11 protein-coding genes are annotated in these 14,694 nt (G+C 40.2%); 5 read left to right on the top strand and 6 right to left on the bottom strand.

Going from position 1 to position 14,694, the window contains the following annotated elements:
* Positions 1-25: 25 nt before the first annotated feature.
* Together CEQ21_RS16535 and CEQ21_RS16530 are read right to left on the bottom strand one after the other, a co-directional pair.
* Complete coding sequence (locus CEQ21_RS16535) at positions 26-3,154, bottom strand: MMPL family transporter (protein ID WP_185765474.1); 3,129 nt, start codon at positions 3,152-3,154, stop codon at positions 26-28.
* The gene (locus CEQ21_RS16530) at positions 3,151-3,531 is read right to left on the bottom strand and encodes a MarR family winged helix-turn-helix transcriptional regulator (RefSeq protein WP_235907275.1); all 381 of its coding nucleotides are present in this window, start codon (positions 3,529-3,531) and stop codon (positions 3,151-3,153) included. Before CEQ21_RS16530 ends, CEQ21_RS16535 begins: the two co-directional genes overlap by 4 nt.
* A 243-nt stretch (positions 3,532-3,774) precedes the next feature.
* Here CEQ21_RS16530 and CEQ21_RS16525 point away from each other — a divergent pair, with 243 nt between their 5' ends.
* The gene (locus CEQ21_RS16525) at positions 3,775-4,170 is read left to right on the top strand and encodes a hotdog fold thioesterase (RefSeq protein WP_185765473.1); all 396 of its coding nucleotides are present in this window, start codon (positions 3,775-3,777) and stop codon (positions 4,168-4,170) included.
* A 41-nt stretch (positions 4,171-4,211) separates the two neighbouring features.
* On the opposite strand, the gene CEQ21_RS16520 is transcribed toward CEQ21_RS16525, so the two are convergent.
* Positions 4,212-4,580 carry a winged helix-turn-helix transcriptional regulator gene (locus CEQ21_RS16520; protein WP_127738061.1) on the bottom strand — a complete coding sequence of 123 codons (369 nt, stop codon included), beginning with the start codon at positions 4,578-4,580 and terminating at the stop codon, positions 4,212-4,214.
* Positions 4,581-4,776: 196 nt separating this feature from the next.
* Here CEQ21_RS16520 and hxlA point away from each other — a divergent pair, with 196 nt between their 5' ends.
* From hxlA to CEQ21_RS16505, 3 genes are all read left to right on the top strand, one after another.
* Positions 4,777-5,409: a 3-hexulose-6-phosphate synthase gene (hxlA, locus tag CEQ21_RS16515; protein ID WP_185765472.1), complete on the top strand. Its 633-nt coding sequence runs from the start codon at positions 4,777-4,779 to the stop codon at positions 5,407-5,409.
* Positions 5,410-5,414: 5 nt separating this feature from the next.
* Entirely contained in the window at positions 5,415-5,972 is a 558-nt protein-coding gene (gene hxlB / locus CEQ21_RS16510; protein ID WP_185765471.1) for a 6-phospho-3-hexuloisomerase, read from the top strand.
* A gap of 128 nt (positions 5,973-6,100) precedes the next feature.
* Positions 6,101-6,817, top strand: coding sequence for a 3-ketoacyl-ACP reductase (locus CEQ21_RS16505; RefSeq protein ID WP_185765470.1), 717 nt, complete (start codon positions 6,101-6,103; stop codon positions 6,815-6,817).
* 36 nt (positions 6,818-6,853) lie between these two features.
* Here the strand turns inward: CEQ21_RS16505 and CEQ21_RS16500 are convergent, their stop codons facing one another.
* From CEQ21_RS16500 to CEQ21_RS16490, 3 genes are all read right to left on the bottom strand, one after another.
* On the bottom strand, positions 6,854-7,435 hold the full coding sequence (locus tag CEQ21_RS16500) for a class D sortase (protein ID WP_185765469.1): 582 nt from the start codon (positions 7,433-7,435) through the stop codon (positions 6,854-6,856).
* A 7-nt stretch (positions 7,436-7,442) separates the two neighbouring features.
* A complete protein-coding gene (locus CEQ21_RS16495; RefSeq protein ID WP_185765468.1) occupies positions 7,443-12,806 on the bottom strand; it encodes a 5'-nucleotidase C-terminal domain-containing protein in 5,364 nt (1,787 codons plus the stop codon).
* 345 nt (positions 12,807-13,151) lie between these two features.
* Entirely contained in the window at positions 13,152-13,388 is a 237-nt protein-coding gene (locus CEQ21_RS16490; protein ID WP_185765467.1) for a hypothetical protein, read from the bottom strand.
* A 213-nt stretch (positions 13,389-13,601) separates the two neighbouring features.
* On the opposite strand from CEQ21_RS16490, the gene pyk reads away from it, so the two are divergent.
* Positions 13,602-14,666 (top strand): pyruvate kinase, encoded by a 1,065-nt coding sequence (gene pyk, locus CEQ21_RS16485; RefSeq protein ID WP_185765466.1) that lies wholly within the window; start codon positions 13,602-13,604, stop codon positions 14,664-14,666.
* The last annotated feature ends 28 nt before the right edge of the window (positions 14,667-14,694 follow it).

Here is a 14,694-nt window from a genome sequence, read left to right as displayed (position 1 = left end):
GAATCAAAGGATTCCCGTTCTCTTTTTATTCTTTATTCGGCCTTTTAAATGGCCACCAGTTTGCTTCACCGAAATTCTTAACCATTACAGGTATGAATAGCGGGAGAATAATCAATGCATAAAGGAACAAGCCAACTAATACAATGCTTGCTATTTGCAGCAGTGAAAGCATGCCTGATGGCATCATCGCCGCAAATGTTCCTCCTAAAATGACAGCTGCTGAAATAATAACAGTTCCCATTTTCTTCATCGCTTCAAGCATCGCTTCCCCAATAGATAAATCTCTGTATTCATTAAAGCGATCCATCAAGAAGATACTGTAATCTACTCCAAGCGCGACAAGAATAACAAATCCGAAGAATGGAACAGCCCAGCTGATTCCCGTATATCCTAACAGATTTACATAGATTGCTTCATTGATTCCCATTGCTGTGTAGAATGTAAGAATAAGAGAACCAATAATATAGGCTGGCATGATGATAGAACGGAATAAGAAGATAAGAACAATTCCGATACCGACAAGCATCCACAGCACCGTTTTTGAATAATCCTCATTAGACATTGCACGTAAGTCCGCATTTGTGCTCGTAATGCCGCCAACTGCTACTTCCGCGTTTTCTAATTTTGTTCCTGCTGTCGCCTTTTCCACTGAATCCTTTATGTCGTCAACTTGGTCAATTGCTTCATTAGAATAGGGATTTGCTGAAAAGACTACGTCCATTGTCATAATTTTATTATCTTTAGATAAATAAGTATCCAATGCCCCTTTGAAGTCATCACTTTCCAGTACTTCCTGTGGCAAATAAAATTGATTTTGGTCATTTTTAGATAATCCTGACAGATAATCTGTTGCTGAATTCAAGCCGTCTGACACTTGATCAAGCCCATCAGCACTTTGATTCAAGCCTTTAGTCAAATCACCAAGCTGTCCGTTAATATCACCAAATCCATCAAGCAGCTGCTGTTGTCCATCATTGATACTTATTAGACCACCTACGAGCTTAGGCATGTTATCGACGATTTGGCCTTGGCCGTCAGCTAGTTGGTTTAAGCCGGCTTGTTGTTTTTCGATGGCTGCGATGAGCTGTTCTAGGCCTGTAACAATCTGTGACTGACCTTTAACAGCTTCTGAGAGCTGTCCGTTGACTGCACTGACTTTATCCTGCAATTGTGTTAATCCACCATGCAATTCTTCCATGCTGCTATTAACAACAGTTAATGTTCCTTCTGTTTTCGCCAAAGTATCTTTTATAACTTTATAATTTTCATTTTCGCTAATATTTGTATAGTCCTTTTCAAGCTTTTGGAATGATGTTCCATTCACTTCACTTACATCACCTAATTGCTTTTGTATACTTCCTTCAATAGTATTAATCCCAGCAATAGCATTGCTTATTTTCTTCTCAGCATCCTCAAACCCAGTTAATAGCAGCTGTTGCTGAGCCAGCGCCTGTTCAGCACCTGACTTTACTCCTTCCAGTCCTGCCTTAATTTCATCAGAGCCAGCAGAACTTTGACGAATGCCATCCTCAATTTTCGCAAGGTTCGTCTGTATTGTACCTAAGTTGGTTTTTATTTCATCCGTCCCCTTAATCAAATCATTGATGCCGCTTGTAGCTCCACTTAGCTGAGGGCCTGATTTAGACAGCTGATCTCCTGCTTCATGCAAGCCTTCGCTTATTTGATCAATGCCGTCTTTTCCTTCACCGAGGCCTTCTTCCAATGATTCGGCCTGCTTGGAAATATAAAGATCCTCAATTGGTTCTCCAGTTGGTCTTGTGACAGAACGGACATTTTTAACGAGATTAACCTTCTCTAATTCTTTACTGATGTTTTCTGCTAAACCTAAGTACTCAATAGAGTCCATTTCTTCATCATTTTTGATTGTAATGGTTGTTGTCATTGATTCACCTGGACCAAAGCTGTCTGCTATTGCATTGAACGCTTTGATGGATGGTGCATCATCGCCGATTTCATCCAACGAGTTAAATGACAATGTTCCGTCATATGTAACAAGGAATGGAACGGTGATTGCCGCAACAATTACAAGGGCAAGAAGCGGTCGCTTTAAGGAGAACCTTCCAGCAATTGCCCAAATCTTGCTGTCCCCATGCTCTGCACTGCCCTTTGATGGCCAAAAGATTTTTGTCCCAAGCAGTACCATAATTGCTGGAACTACAGTGAATAAGGCAACTAATAATAATGCAACCCCAACAGCAACAGCAGAAGCAGATTGATATAGCTTAAATTGTGAGAATCCGATTGCAGCAAAGCCGACCATAACTGCTACACCGCTAAAGAACACTGTTCTGCCAGCATTGCGGTATGTTTCAACAATAGCCTCTGCAACACTTTCGCGGTGCATCATTTCTTCTTTAAATCTACTTAATAATAAAATACAATAATCTGTTCCGATTCCAAACAGCACGGCAACAAGGAAAATTTGCGAGTAGTTGGAAATAGGGAAATCAAATTTATCAACAAGAATGGAAACAATTGATTGTGATGCTAAGTAGCTCAAGCCAACTGTCACAAGCGGGATAAACGGTGCTATGACAGAACGAAACACGATTAACAGAACAGCAAGGATAAACACGACTGTTATTCCTTCTGTCTTCTTTAAGCCTTCTTCAGAGCTTGTTGTTAAATCCTGATCAATCATCCAATTGCTCGTATAATAATGGTCCACTTTAAAATCGTCTAATTCAGCATATAAAGCCTCACTGACCTCTTTCGCTTCTCTGTCATTCCAGCTTACCTTCAACGAAACAAGGATCGTTTTGCCGTCATCAGAAACAAGCTGGTCCTTAAGGCTTTCATCTGTGAAGGAGGAAAGAATTTCTGTAATGCCAAGCTTTTCTTTATCTGCATCCAGCTTCTTTACTGCCTTTTCAGCTTCTGTTTTTTCCTCTGCGGTTAGCTTCTTACTGCTATGAAAAACAAGGGCCACTGACGATTGATCACCTTGATTCTCCTGACTTTGGATTTCATCCATAATCTCGCTTGCCTTGGAAGAGGAGAAAGTATCCGGTACACTGACCTGGCCTTTTTCTCTAACAAGGTCTCCCATATTGGGTGCAATCATAAACAGACCAACTATAACAACAATCCACAGAACAAGAACAATCCATTTTCCTTTCAAAATGCTATTCACTCGCCAACCTCCGTTTTCGTCTCTTTATTTTCTTCTATTAATTTGTCCAGCTTTTCAAACGTTGCTAAAAAGCTCGTGATTTCCTGATCATCAAATTTATTAATAAGGCTTTCCACTAAGCGATGAATCCGCTCTTCCATTTTTGTAAAAATAGCAGAGCCTTTGTCCGTTAATGTTAGATAAATAACTCTTCGGTCTTTTTCATCCCTTGTGCGTTCAATCCATTCTTTTTCAAAAAGTCTGTTGATGATAGATGTGATTGCACTTTTATTGACACCAAAAACTGCTGCCAGTTCAGACGATGTACAAATTTCCACTTGGTTTATATGGCGCATTGTGTAATGCTGTTCACATGTAAGCACATCACCAATTTCCATCCTAATGAGATTATCCAATTTCCGATTCACGGAGAAGTTGATGTCTACATACCTATCGACCACGTCTTTAATTTTTTTGCTGCTAATTGCGTTCACCCCCAAGTAATAGTTCAAACACTTAACTATTAAACATTTTAACTTTCTCTTTGTTTTTATGTCAATCAGTTTCTTTTGATTCTCATATTTTTTCTCAATCTAATGAGACTATGCTATAATGACCTCAAAATGAAGGGGCTAATACATATGAAATTTACGAATGAAAACACACTTATGGAAAGAATAGGAATTGAAATAACAGAAGTAAGAGAAGACGGCACCTGTATTGCTACAATGCCTGTTGATGAAAGAACAAGACAGCCTTTTGGTTACTTGCATGGGGGCGCGTCTGTCGCATTGGCAGAAACGGTCGCAAGCTTAGGTGCAGCGAGCCTTGTCGACTTGGAAACACACGCTGTCTTCGGTCAGGAAATTAACGCAAATCATATCCGCTCAAAAAAAGACGGCATCGTAACAGCTATTGCCACTGTGATTCACCAAGGAAAAAGCAGTATGGTCTATGAAATAAAAATTCAGGATGAAGAAGGCAAACTCATTTGCATTTCCCGCTGCACGATTGCTGTCGTGACCAAGCGCAAATAAACGAAGGGTGCATCAATAGATGCACCCTTTTTTTATATAAATTAATTTGTATTTATTTCTCTGATTTCAGGCGGACTGTCCAGAACGGTTTCGATATAATTTTTGCCCCAATTGTACATGCTGTCGAGGATAGGCATTAAGCTTTCCCCTTCTTTTGTAAGGGAATACTCGACCTTTGGGGGTACAACTGGATAAACGACTCTCTTTACTATCAGATCTTCTTCTAGCTCTCGAAGCTGGTTCACGAGCATTCTTTGGGTAATTCCTGGCATTAATGCCTTTAATTCACCAAATCTTTTCGTTCCCTCTTTGCCAAGATGCCATAAAATCAACATCTTCCATTTTCCTCCAATAATACCTAAAGTCAGCTCTTTCTCACAATTGAAGACTTTGTCCTCCATGCGGCTCATAGACACTCCTCCATTCCTTTTTCCATACTTAGTATACTTTTAGGCACTATATAAAAAAAAAGTGCGTACTTACGTATTAAAATTATAAGCCGTATAATCGACATTGTACAAGAAATAGTAATTAAGGCGGCTTAATTAGGTTAATAATCTTAATTAGGTTAATAATAAAAAGCCCTAAATAAAAGGAGTGTATATAATGAAATTACAATTGGCATTAGATTTAGTTAATATCCCACAAGCAATTGAAGTAGTATCTCAAGTAGCAGAACATGTTGATGTGGTTGAAATTGGAACACCTGTCGTTATCAATGAGGGCCTTCGTGCTGTTAAAGAATTAAAGGACGCATTCCCGAACGTAACAGTTCTTGCTGACTTAAAAATTATGGACGCTGCTGGCTATGAAGTAAGCCAAGCTGCTGCTGCAGGCGCAGATATCGTCACTATTCTTGCTGTTGCAGAAGATGAATCTATCAAAGGTGCTGTCGCAGAAGCGAAAAAACAAAACAAACAAATCCTTGTAGATATGATTGCAGTGAAAGATATTAAAGCACGTGCAATTGAACTAGATGAGTTCGGTGTTGACTATATTTGCGTTCACACTGGCTATGATTTGCAAGCAGTCGGCAAAAACTCTTTCGAAGATTTAAAAGCAATCAAAAGCGTTGTCAAAAACGCAAAAACTGCTGTTGCAGGTGGTATCAAGTTAGATACACTTCCAGAGGTTATTGCTGCACAGCCTGATTTAGTTATTGTTGGTGGCGGAATCACTGGCCAAGAAAACTTAAGTGAAACTGCTGCTAAGTTCAAAGAATTAATCGTTCAAGGGTAATTGCCATGAACACAACGGAATACTTGGAGACGGTCTTAACTGAGTTAAAGGAAGGCTCTTTCCTTATTTCAAACGAGCAGACTGAAAACCTTGTTGAAGCCATTTTGTCTGCGAAAAAAGTCTTTGTTGCAGGGGCCGGACGTTCTGGATTTATGCTAAAATCATTTGCGATGAGAATGATGCATATGGGAATTGATGCATATGTTGTCGGCGAAACGGTAACAGCCAACTTCGAAAAAGAAGACTTATTGATTATCGGCACTGGTTCTGGTGAAACTAAAGGGCTTATCTCTATTGCAGAAAAGGCTAAAAGTATTGGCGGCACAGTAATTGCTGTTACTATTTTCCCTGAATCTACAATCGGAAAGCTTGCAGATTCAGCAATCAAGCTGCCTGGATCACCTAAGGATAAAACCAACAGTGATTTCCAAACAATTCAGCCGATGGGCTCATTGTTTGAACAGCTTATGCTGCTTACACTGGATAGCGTTATCTTAAAATACATGGAAGTAAAGCATTTAGATTCCAATACAATGTATGGCAAGCATGCAAATTTGGAATAAAAAATAAAGGCTGCCTTAAATGCCAAAGCCAATTGATTGTATAATGGTTCCATTATATAGTATATTGGCTTTGGCTTTATTTAGGCAGCTTTACTTTGCTTATATTTAAAGAAAAAAGGAGACGAAATATGCAATCACTTAAAGGAAAAACAGCATTAATCACAGGTGCTGGCAGAGGTATCGGCCGTGCAACAGCTATTGCACTTGCACAAGAAGGCGTTAATTTAGGATTAATCGGTGTAACGAAAGAGAATTTAGAAAAGGTTGCAGCAGAAGTAAAGCAATACGGTGTGTCTGTTTCAATCGCAACAGCTGATGTGTCTGACAACCAGTCTGTTATTGCTGCTGTTGAGAGTATCAGTCTTGAATTAAAGCAAATAGATATATTAATCAATAATGCTGGTATTGCTAAGTTTGGCGGCTTCCTTGACCTTGCTGCTGATGAATGGGAAAACATCATTAAGGTTAATCTAATGGGTACTTACTATGTGACAAGAGCAGTATTACCAGGAATGATTGAAAGAAAAGCTGGAGACATTATCAATATTTCTTCAACAGCAGGACAAAAAGGTGCACCTGTAACAAGTGCGTATAGTGCATCTAAATTCGCCGTATTAGGTTTGACTGAATCGTTAATGATGGAGGTTCGCAAACATAATATCCGTGTAACTGCATTAACACCAAGCACGGTAGCTACAGATCTTGCTATTGAAACAAATCTGACAGACGGAAATCCGGAAAAAGTAATGCAGCCGGAAGATTTAGCTGAATACATGGTGGCACAATTAAAGCTTAACTCTCGTGTATTTATTAAAACTTCTGGTATGTGGTCAACTAATCCATAAGAAAAAACGCAAACTCGCTCGAGTTTGCGTTTTTTCTTACACTTTTTTCGCATAAATAATGTAGCGCTGTGGTGCATTGCCAACATAACTGAAAGGATAGCAAGTGGTTAAAACGAGCTCCTCTTTCGTATTATCCAAGGTGATAATAGTCTGATCATCTGCCTCGACAATTTTTGTGGAGGTAATTTCATAGGAGAAGCTGCCATATGGAAGCACAACTCTCAGCTCATCACCAAGCGCTAATTCACCAGCCCTTCTGAACACCGTATCACGATGTCCTGATAAGACAATCTGGCCATTTTCGTTCGGATAATAACTGCCCTTGAAGTGGCCGACACCTTTTTCCAGATCATCAGGATCTGTTCCTTCTACAATCGGCAAAGTCCCTTCGATTTTTGGTATTTCCAAAATACCGACAGATTCCCCTGTAGGAGGTACGAACCGATCGTCCTGCTCCTCGTCCACCCAATCGTCTTTTTTCTCCTTAACCACAGCTTCTGCCTTTGATAATGATTGCTCTGTTTTCACCTTTGTTTCAGCTATATTCCAAGCTCCTAATCCAAGAAAAACCGCTCCTCCTGCTATGAGCAGGAGGGCAAACCATTTCAATTTTTTCATTATTAGCTTACGCCTTTCTTCTTTTTACGAATAGTACAATACTTCCTACTACTAGCATCATACACCCAATTAGAAGATAATTGTAGTCCATTGTTGCTGTATTTGGCAGCACAGGCGTTGGTTTAATGTCTTCACCTGGCGTTTCTGTGTCTTCGCCTGGCGTTTCTGTGTCTTCGCCTGGCGTTTCTGTGTCTTCACCTGGTGTTTCTGTGTCTTCGCCTGGCGTTTCTGTGTCTTCACCTGGCGTTTCTGGGTTCTCACCTGGCGTTTCTGTGTCTTCGCCTGGTATTTCTGTGTCTTCACCTGGTGTTTCTGGGTTCTCACCTGGTGTTTCTGTGTCTCCACCTGGCGTTTCTGGGTTCTCACCTGGTGTTTCTGTGTCTCCACCTGGCGTTTCTGGGTTCTCACCTGGTGTTTCTGGATTTTCACCTGGTGTTTCTGTATCTTCATCTGTTATTTCAGAAATCCGCTTTTCTGCCGTATAAGAAATCGGGTCTGTAAATGATTTAACAAAATCAACAGTCGCCTGCAGGTCATCTGGTCCTTGTACAGGATTTTCACCGAATTCATTTAAACGGTACTTGTCCGTAGTGTGCGGATACATATAGTTATTAACAACAACTGTATAAGTTTTAGACAAGTCTAATTTTGAACCGTCAGGCAGCATTAAATCAACTACTTCTCCAAATTCACTAATTGATGAATCCCATGTGTACTTAAAGCCTGAAATACTGACATCTGGTCCGTATGAACTGAATTGGGTATTGAGTACATCCTTTAATTCAGCACCTGTCAGCTCTAATTTCACTAGCGTATTACCGAATGGCTGGATATTAAACAATTCCTCCCAAGTGATCTCACCTTGTAGCAAGTCATCGCGAATTCCGCCGCCATTCATCAATGCAAAATCACTGTCCATTGCTGCAACCATGCCGTCAGCAATTAAGTTTCCAAGCGCATTGTCACCGACTTCACCTTTAGAAGCATAACCACCTAGAATATCTGTTGCCGCTACTCCAACAACCTCCTTCAGCTTAGGACCAACTATGTCTTGATATTTATCAAGAATTGCTTGCACCTCAGCGTCTGGTGTAACTCCTTCTTGCTTCACATCTACTATTTCCGCAGATTTTTTTACGATATCCTTTGAAACTGGATCGATTTCTAAATCAATATCAGAAAACGCCTTGCCGTATTCCCATGCTTGAACAATCAGTTTATTATCGACTAAACCGTTTATCTTCACATGATTATGGGCAGCAAAGATAACATCGACTGCATCATCCACTTTGTTCGCGATATCAGCGATAGTTCCTGTGATTTCTCCACTGTTTGCATCCTGGTTACCAGGAACATGAGAAACAACTACAATTGCTTCAATTCCTTGCTTTTGAAGCTCAGGTACATATTTATTGATCGCTTCTGATTCATCTGTGAAACGAACATTTTCATTTCCTTTTGCAATAATTTGGCTTGGTGTATCAATATTTGCCACACCGATAAAGCCGACTTTCACGCCACCGACATCTTTAATTGTATATGGATCAAGCACTAGCTTGCCTGTATCCTTATATTCCACATTCGCGGCAACTGTTGGGAAGTTCATGCCGTCATAGCCTGCAGTGCCGTTCGGGTGCTCGCCGCCATTAATCATGCGAAGCATCTCGTCCACACCTTCGTCAAACTCATGGTTTCCAACAGTACCGACATCAAAGCCTAATGCTTCCATTATCTCAACTGTCGGCTCGTCTTGCAGCAGTGCAGAAACTGGTGAGCTTCCACCAATCATATCACCTGCATGTACAAGTAATGTGTTTTCGTTTTCTGCTTCATGCTGCTTCAAATATGTTGCCAAGTAAGATGCATAACCATAATTCACACCATCTACTGTGCCTGTCACATCTATTTTACCGTGTAAATCATTTACGCCTAAAAGCTGTGCTGCAATATTGCCTTTTGGACCATCAGTAGCATTCACTTCGGAAATTCTTCCTGTATTATAGGAAATCGGTCCATTGAAGCTTTTCACATAGTCAACAGTCGCTTGCAGGTCTTCTCCACCTTGAACAGGGTTTTCACCAAGCTTTGCAAGCAAGTATTTATCACTGCTATGTGGGTACATATAGTTATTTACTGTAATTGTGTAGCTGCCATTTGGATCGATTTTATCTCCATTAGGTAAGAAGATATCAACCACTTTACCGAATGAGCCTTGTTTGCTGTCCCATGTATAAGAGAAGCCGCCAATACTGACATCAGGGCCATAACTGCTGAATTGACTGTTCAGAATTTCTCTTAAGTCAGCACCGCTAATATCTAGCTTAACTAATGTATTGCCAAATGGTTGAATATTGAACAGCTCGTTCCAAGTAATATCACCTGCATTTAAATCATCACGAATTCCGCCGCCATTCATCAATGCAAAGTCACTGTCCATTGCTGTTAGCATGCCATCTGCAATCAAGTTTCCGAGCGCATTATCGCCAACAGCTCCTTTTGTTGCATAGCCGCCTTCCATTGATGTTGCAGCGTTACCAATCACTTCATTAAGCTTCGGCCCAACTTTCTCCGAATACTTGTTCAGGATTGCTGCAACCTCTGCATCTGGTGTAACACCCTCCTGCACTACATCAACGATATCAGCAGATTTTTTCACAATATCGCCTGACACTGGATCAATTTCCAGTTCAACATCTGCGAATGCTTTGCCATACTCACCTGCTTGAACGATCAGCTTATTGTCGACAACGGCATCGATTTTCACATGATTATGGGCAGCAAAAATAACATCGACTGCATCGTTTACGTTATTAGCGATATTAGCAATATCACCTGTTGCACCTTCGCCTGATTGATTACCAGGTACGTGCGCAAGGACAACAATTGCTTCCACACCTTGGCTTTGCAGCTCAGGTACAAATTTGTTGATTGCTGCTGTTTCATCTGTGAAACTTAGATTTTCATTGCCCTTACTGATAATCATATTTGGTGTAGCAGTAGTTGCAACACCGATAAAGCCGACTTTAACACCTTCTACTTCTTTAATAGTATAAGGGTCCAGCACTAGCTTGCCAGTATCCTTGTATTCTACATTTGCTGCTACCATTGGGAAATTAATGCCATCATAGTTTTCTGTTCCATTAGGATGGTCTCCACCATTAATGAGGCGAAGCATTTCGTCCACACCTTCGTCAAACTCATGGTTACCGACAGTCCCAACGTCAAACCCTATTGATTCCATAATTTCAACTGTAGGCTCATCTTGCAGCAATGCAGACACAGGCGGACTTCCGCCTACCATATCACCAGCATGTACAAGCAATGTATTTGGGTTTTCAGCTTCTCTCTCACGTAAATACGTGGCTAAATAATCAATTCTGCCAATTGTGTTTGATCCATCTGCATATTCCTCGCTGATTTTGCCGTGCAGATCATTAACACTTAAAAGCTGTAGTTTAATATTTTCATTGTTACTTGGGTTTTTAGCTTTATAGCCATTTTTTTCTGCTTCTTCTGCACTTGCAAAGAAGATTCGTTTTTCGACAGGAACTTCTGCAAATTTAGCAGGCTCTACAAATTCCTTACTGTCAGAATTTCCGACATATCTTAACAATCCTTTACCTTGCTCTCTTGCTCTAAATTCAAAAGGCAATTCTGCTAGCGTATTTTCTGGATTCCAAATGCCCTTTTTATTATCAATTGCTTCTTTAACAGCAGATTGATATTGATTATATTCCTCTCCATCACCTACCGGCCAAATGAAATAAGTAGTCGCATATCCTTGTTTGACCATTTCTAGATTTGTATTTAAGTTGTCGCTTTTGCGGATTATTTGAGCTAGCAGTCTTCCATAATCATCTGTTGCCTCGTCTCCGACTTTAACGATTACTTTATCTCCTGGCTGCAGCAGCGTATTCAAATAAGTTTTCGCTGCTTGACCATGCTCCAGTTGGCTTTCATCCGCTTCATTTTTTGGAGTGTGGTACGTTTCTGGTGTATCAATATTAACGTAACGCACTTTTGTTGCACCAAGTACTGGTGTTGAAAGGTGAATAGTATCTCCATCTACTACACTGCTAACAGTAGATTCATATTCTCCTGCAGAGGTTGGAGCTTCAGGCTGACTAGCAAGCAATCGCACATCAGATGCCTTTCTTGGCAATACCTGATAGGTATTATACTGGCTTAATACACCTGTAAACTCATACCATTTACCTGCTTCCATAGCAGAAATAGCTTGTGTTCCTTCCATCACTCTTAATGTTGTTCCATTAAAGTTCTCATCAATAACGGAAACATTATAGCCACCTCCAGCAGGAGTCGCAGGAACGGATTGAACGTATCCTTTAAATTTAACTAATTGGCCTTCCTTTTGCTCAGCAAGGCTAGCATCATTCAACTTTTCCAATGAGAATTCAATTGGTGCTGGTACATCGTTTCCTTCCGAAACAATTTCAATGCCATCAGCATTCGGTGCTATTTCTAGCAATTTATTATATTCTGTAACTTTCCCTGTTACTTTTACTTTTTGTCCCTCTTTTAAAGCAGGGAAAGTGCCAGCATTGCTCGCAAACAAGTTAATGCCTGCAGACTCGTCTTGGATGTAAGTTGACAGCTTGCCGCCGCCGATGCTGTCATTATCAGCAGTTACAACACCTTCAACAGTTACAACTTGTCCTGTTTTTGTGCGTGCATCTGAAATGGACATAACATCCGCAGGCACAGAAGGAGTTTCCTCTCCGTCTTCTCCTGGAGCTTCACTTCCATTATCAGCATCTCCAAAAGCATGCTTGCCAAGGTCAGCAAAATAGTCAATATCAAAGATATCCCATTCTACCGCCGGATCAAATTCAGTGCCAACGCTTCCTTTTGTTACAGAGCTTTTGCGAATCAGAGTATGGTTTTCAGCAGCACCATCTCCCCATTTTTCCTGCATGCCGACAGTGCCGAACACGTCGATGACTGTATCATTTTTCTTCAGCTCCACTACATCGTCGCCATTAAAGTTGACAACACCATGCAATATATCAGCCTTTTCCTTTACAGCTGCGCTAGCAGAGCTATGTGCAATAACATACACATCTCCATCTGCAAGCTTTCCTTCAAGCTTTAATGTTGTATTAGGGTCTGTCTTGCCATTTGCATAAAGTACCAGGCTGTAGTTGGCAAGATCTACTTCACTGCCTGTTCCATTGAAGATTTCGAGTGCTTTATTGTTTGAGCTGCCTTCTATGTATTCAGAAATAAATAAGTCATCAGCCGTTTGGCTTGCAGCAAAAACACTTGGGGTAAAATTTCCTAAGAAGCTGGGTAAAACCAAAGTGAAAATTAGCAATATTGACAAAATTCTAAAACTACGTTTCCCCTTCATTTATATCCTCCTTGGTCGAAAATTGTCTTACCAATTAAAGATATCGTAGTATTGTAAAATTCTCACTAGAATTTTGTAAAAAAATTAGATAATTTGTATAATTTTGATTAAAATGATTAATTTATCCTAGTTATCTATCATGACACACCCTATAAAACACCCATATATCGCGAAAATAGTTTTTGCATTTTATGTAAATATTTGTTTGTCAAGCTATTAATAAATACATAAGAAAAAAAGGAGTTTTTTTATTACTATAATGTTACCTTCCATTTATTCAAAAAACATAAAAAAACTAGCCTAATCTTGTTTACGGCTAGCTTAACACTTCTATACAGCTGCAAATTACTCTTCAGTGGGTATGTTCAAAATTTTGACTGTCTTAAATGCTGGAATCATCTTGAAATGTAAGTTCCAATTAGATGAGAGCACTTCAAACTCCTGGTCTGTCACAGTAAATTGCATCGCTACATCATTTTCTTCATCCAGCAGGACATAGGAATTTTGATTTGCGAACAGCTTGTAGGATTTATCTGCTAGAAGCGTCCAGCCATTCAATAATCCATGTGTTTTATTAGCCAAGCCTTCTCCTCCTTTTGTAGTAGCATAGTAAGTATCATTATATCATGCAGTTTCGCCCATTTTTTTGATTTTCTTTCACTGTTGTAAAAAAAAAAACACCCCTCACCTATCAACTTAGCAAGCAAATACGTAAGAAATGAACTTTTTGTACATGGGGATTAGAATCTTTCAGCAGGTTATACTATCGAAAATAACTTTAAAGGAGACAGCTTTATGATCGATAAAGTTTGTACTATCGGACCTGCAAGCAATAACCAAAAAATTCTTCAAGGTCTTATTGAAAAAGGCATGACGATTGTCCGCTTGAATATGTCCCATGGCACACAAGCAGATCATCTCGCGGTTATGGAAATGGTTCGAGATATAAACAAGACTACAGGAAGCAATGTTCGCATATTGGGAGATTTGCAAGGACCAAAGATTCGCTTAGGAAAAATAAAAGAAGACAAAGCTGTATTGAATGAGGGAGACAGTTTCTCGTTAACTATCGAAGAGATTATTGGAGACGAATCTCGTGCAAGTGTTGACTATAAGGGACTTATCAAGGATATAAAGGTCGGCAGCAGAGTGCTTATTAATGATGGTGAGGTAGAGCTGAATGTTATCGAGATAGACGAAAACACTGCCAAAACCATTGTAAAAGCAGGGGGAATGATTGCTTCACGAAAAGGCGTAAATGTCCCTGGCACCTCATTATCTTTACCTGCCATAACAGAAAAGGATAAAGGAGATATTGAATTTCTTGTGAAGCATCATGTTGATATTATTGCATGCTCCTTTATTCGGCAGGCTGTCCATTTACAGCATATTAAAAAATATGTCAGCACTTTCACCAATACACCGCCAAAGCTGATGGCAAAAATTGAGACGTTGGAGGCAGTAACCGCATTTACGAAAATTTGTGAAGAAGCGGATGCAATTATGCTTGCAAGAGGAGATTTAGGGGTAGAACTGCCTTACTACTGGATTCCTTTGCTGCAAAAAGCAATACTAGCGGAATGTGCAAACAGAGAAACATATGTAGTGACTGCAACCCAAATGCTCCAATCAATGACAGAAAACGCCGTTCCGACAAGGGCAGAAGTGACCGATGTTTTTCAAGCAGTTCAAGACGGCACAAATGCTGTTATGCTGTCAGCGGAGAGTGCCGTTGGAAGACACCCTCTTGAAAGCATTACTGTACTCGCAAAAACCGCTGCTGTTTCCGAACGCTTTAAACAGCCTGTTCCCTTTGAGCTCAGCAGCATAGTTGCAGCCATTCAAAAAGAATTATCGTAGTATATGCTGGTGGTACTCCCACCGGCAC

It is taken from the genome of Niallia circulans (assembly GCF_007273535.1).
In the GTDB taxonomy this organism is placed as follows: domain Bacteria; phylum Bacillota; class Bacilli; order Bacillales; family Cytobacillaceae; genus Niallia; species Niallia circulans_B.
The sequence above is the reverse complement of the archived record's forward strand: the minus strand, read 5'-3'. Positions and strand labels throughout refer to the sequence as shown.

Bases quoted from the DNA above. Each gene is read 5' to 3' on its own strand.
- CEQ21_RS16500 (WP_185765469.1), bottom strand. From the start codon at position 7,435: ATGAAAAAATTGAAATGGTTTGCCCTCCTGCTCATAGCAGGAGGAGCG.
- CEQ21_RS16525 (WP_185765473.1), top strand. From the start codon at position 3,775: ATGAAATTTACGAATGAAAACACACTTATGGAAAGAATAGGAATTGAA.
- hxlB (WP_185765471.1), top strand. From the start codon at position 5,415: ATGAACACAACGGAATACTTGGAGACGGTCTTAACTGAGTTAAAGGAA.
- CEQ21_RS16505 (WP_185765470.1), top strand. From the start codon at position 6,101: ATGCAATCACTTAAAGGAAAAACAGCATTAATCACAGGTGCTGGCAGA.
- CEQ21_RS16495 (WP_185765468.1), bottom strand. From the start codon at position 12,806: ATGAAGGGGAAACGTAGTTTTAGAATTTTGTCAATATTGCTAATTTTC.
- CEQ21_RS16520 (WP_127738061.1), bottom strand. From the start codon at position 4,580: ATGAGCCGCATGGAGGACAAAGTCTTCAATTGTGAGAAAGAGCTGACT.
- CEQ21_RS16530 (WP_235907275.1), bottom strand. From the start codon at position 3,531: ATGGAAATTGGTGATGTGCTTACATGTGAACAGCATTACACAATGCGC.
- hxlA (WP_185765472.1), top strand. From the start codon at position 4,777: ATGAAATTACAATTGGCATTAGATTTAGTTAATATCCCACAAGCAATT.
- pyk (WP_185765466.1), top strand. From the start codon at position 13,602: ATGATCGATAAAGTTTGTACTATCGGACCTGCAAGCAATAACCAAAAA.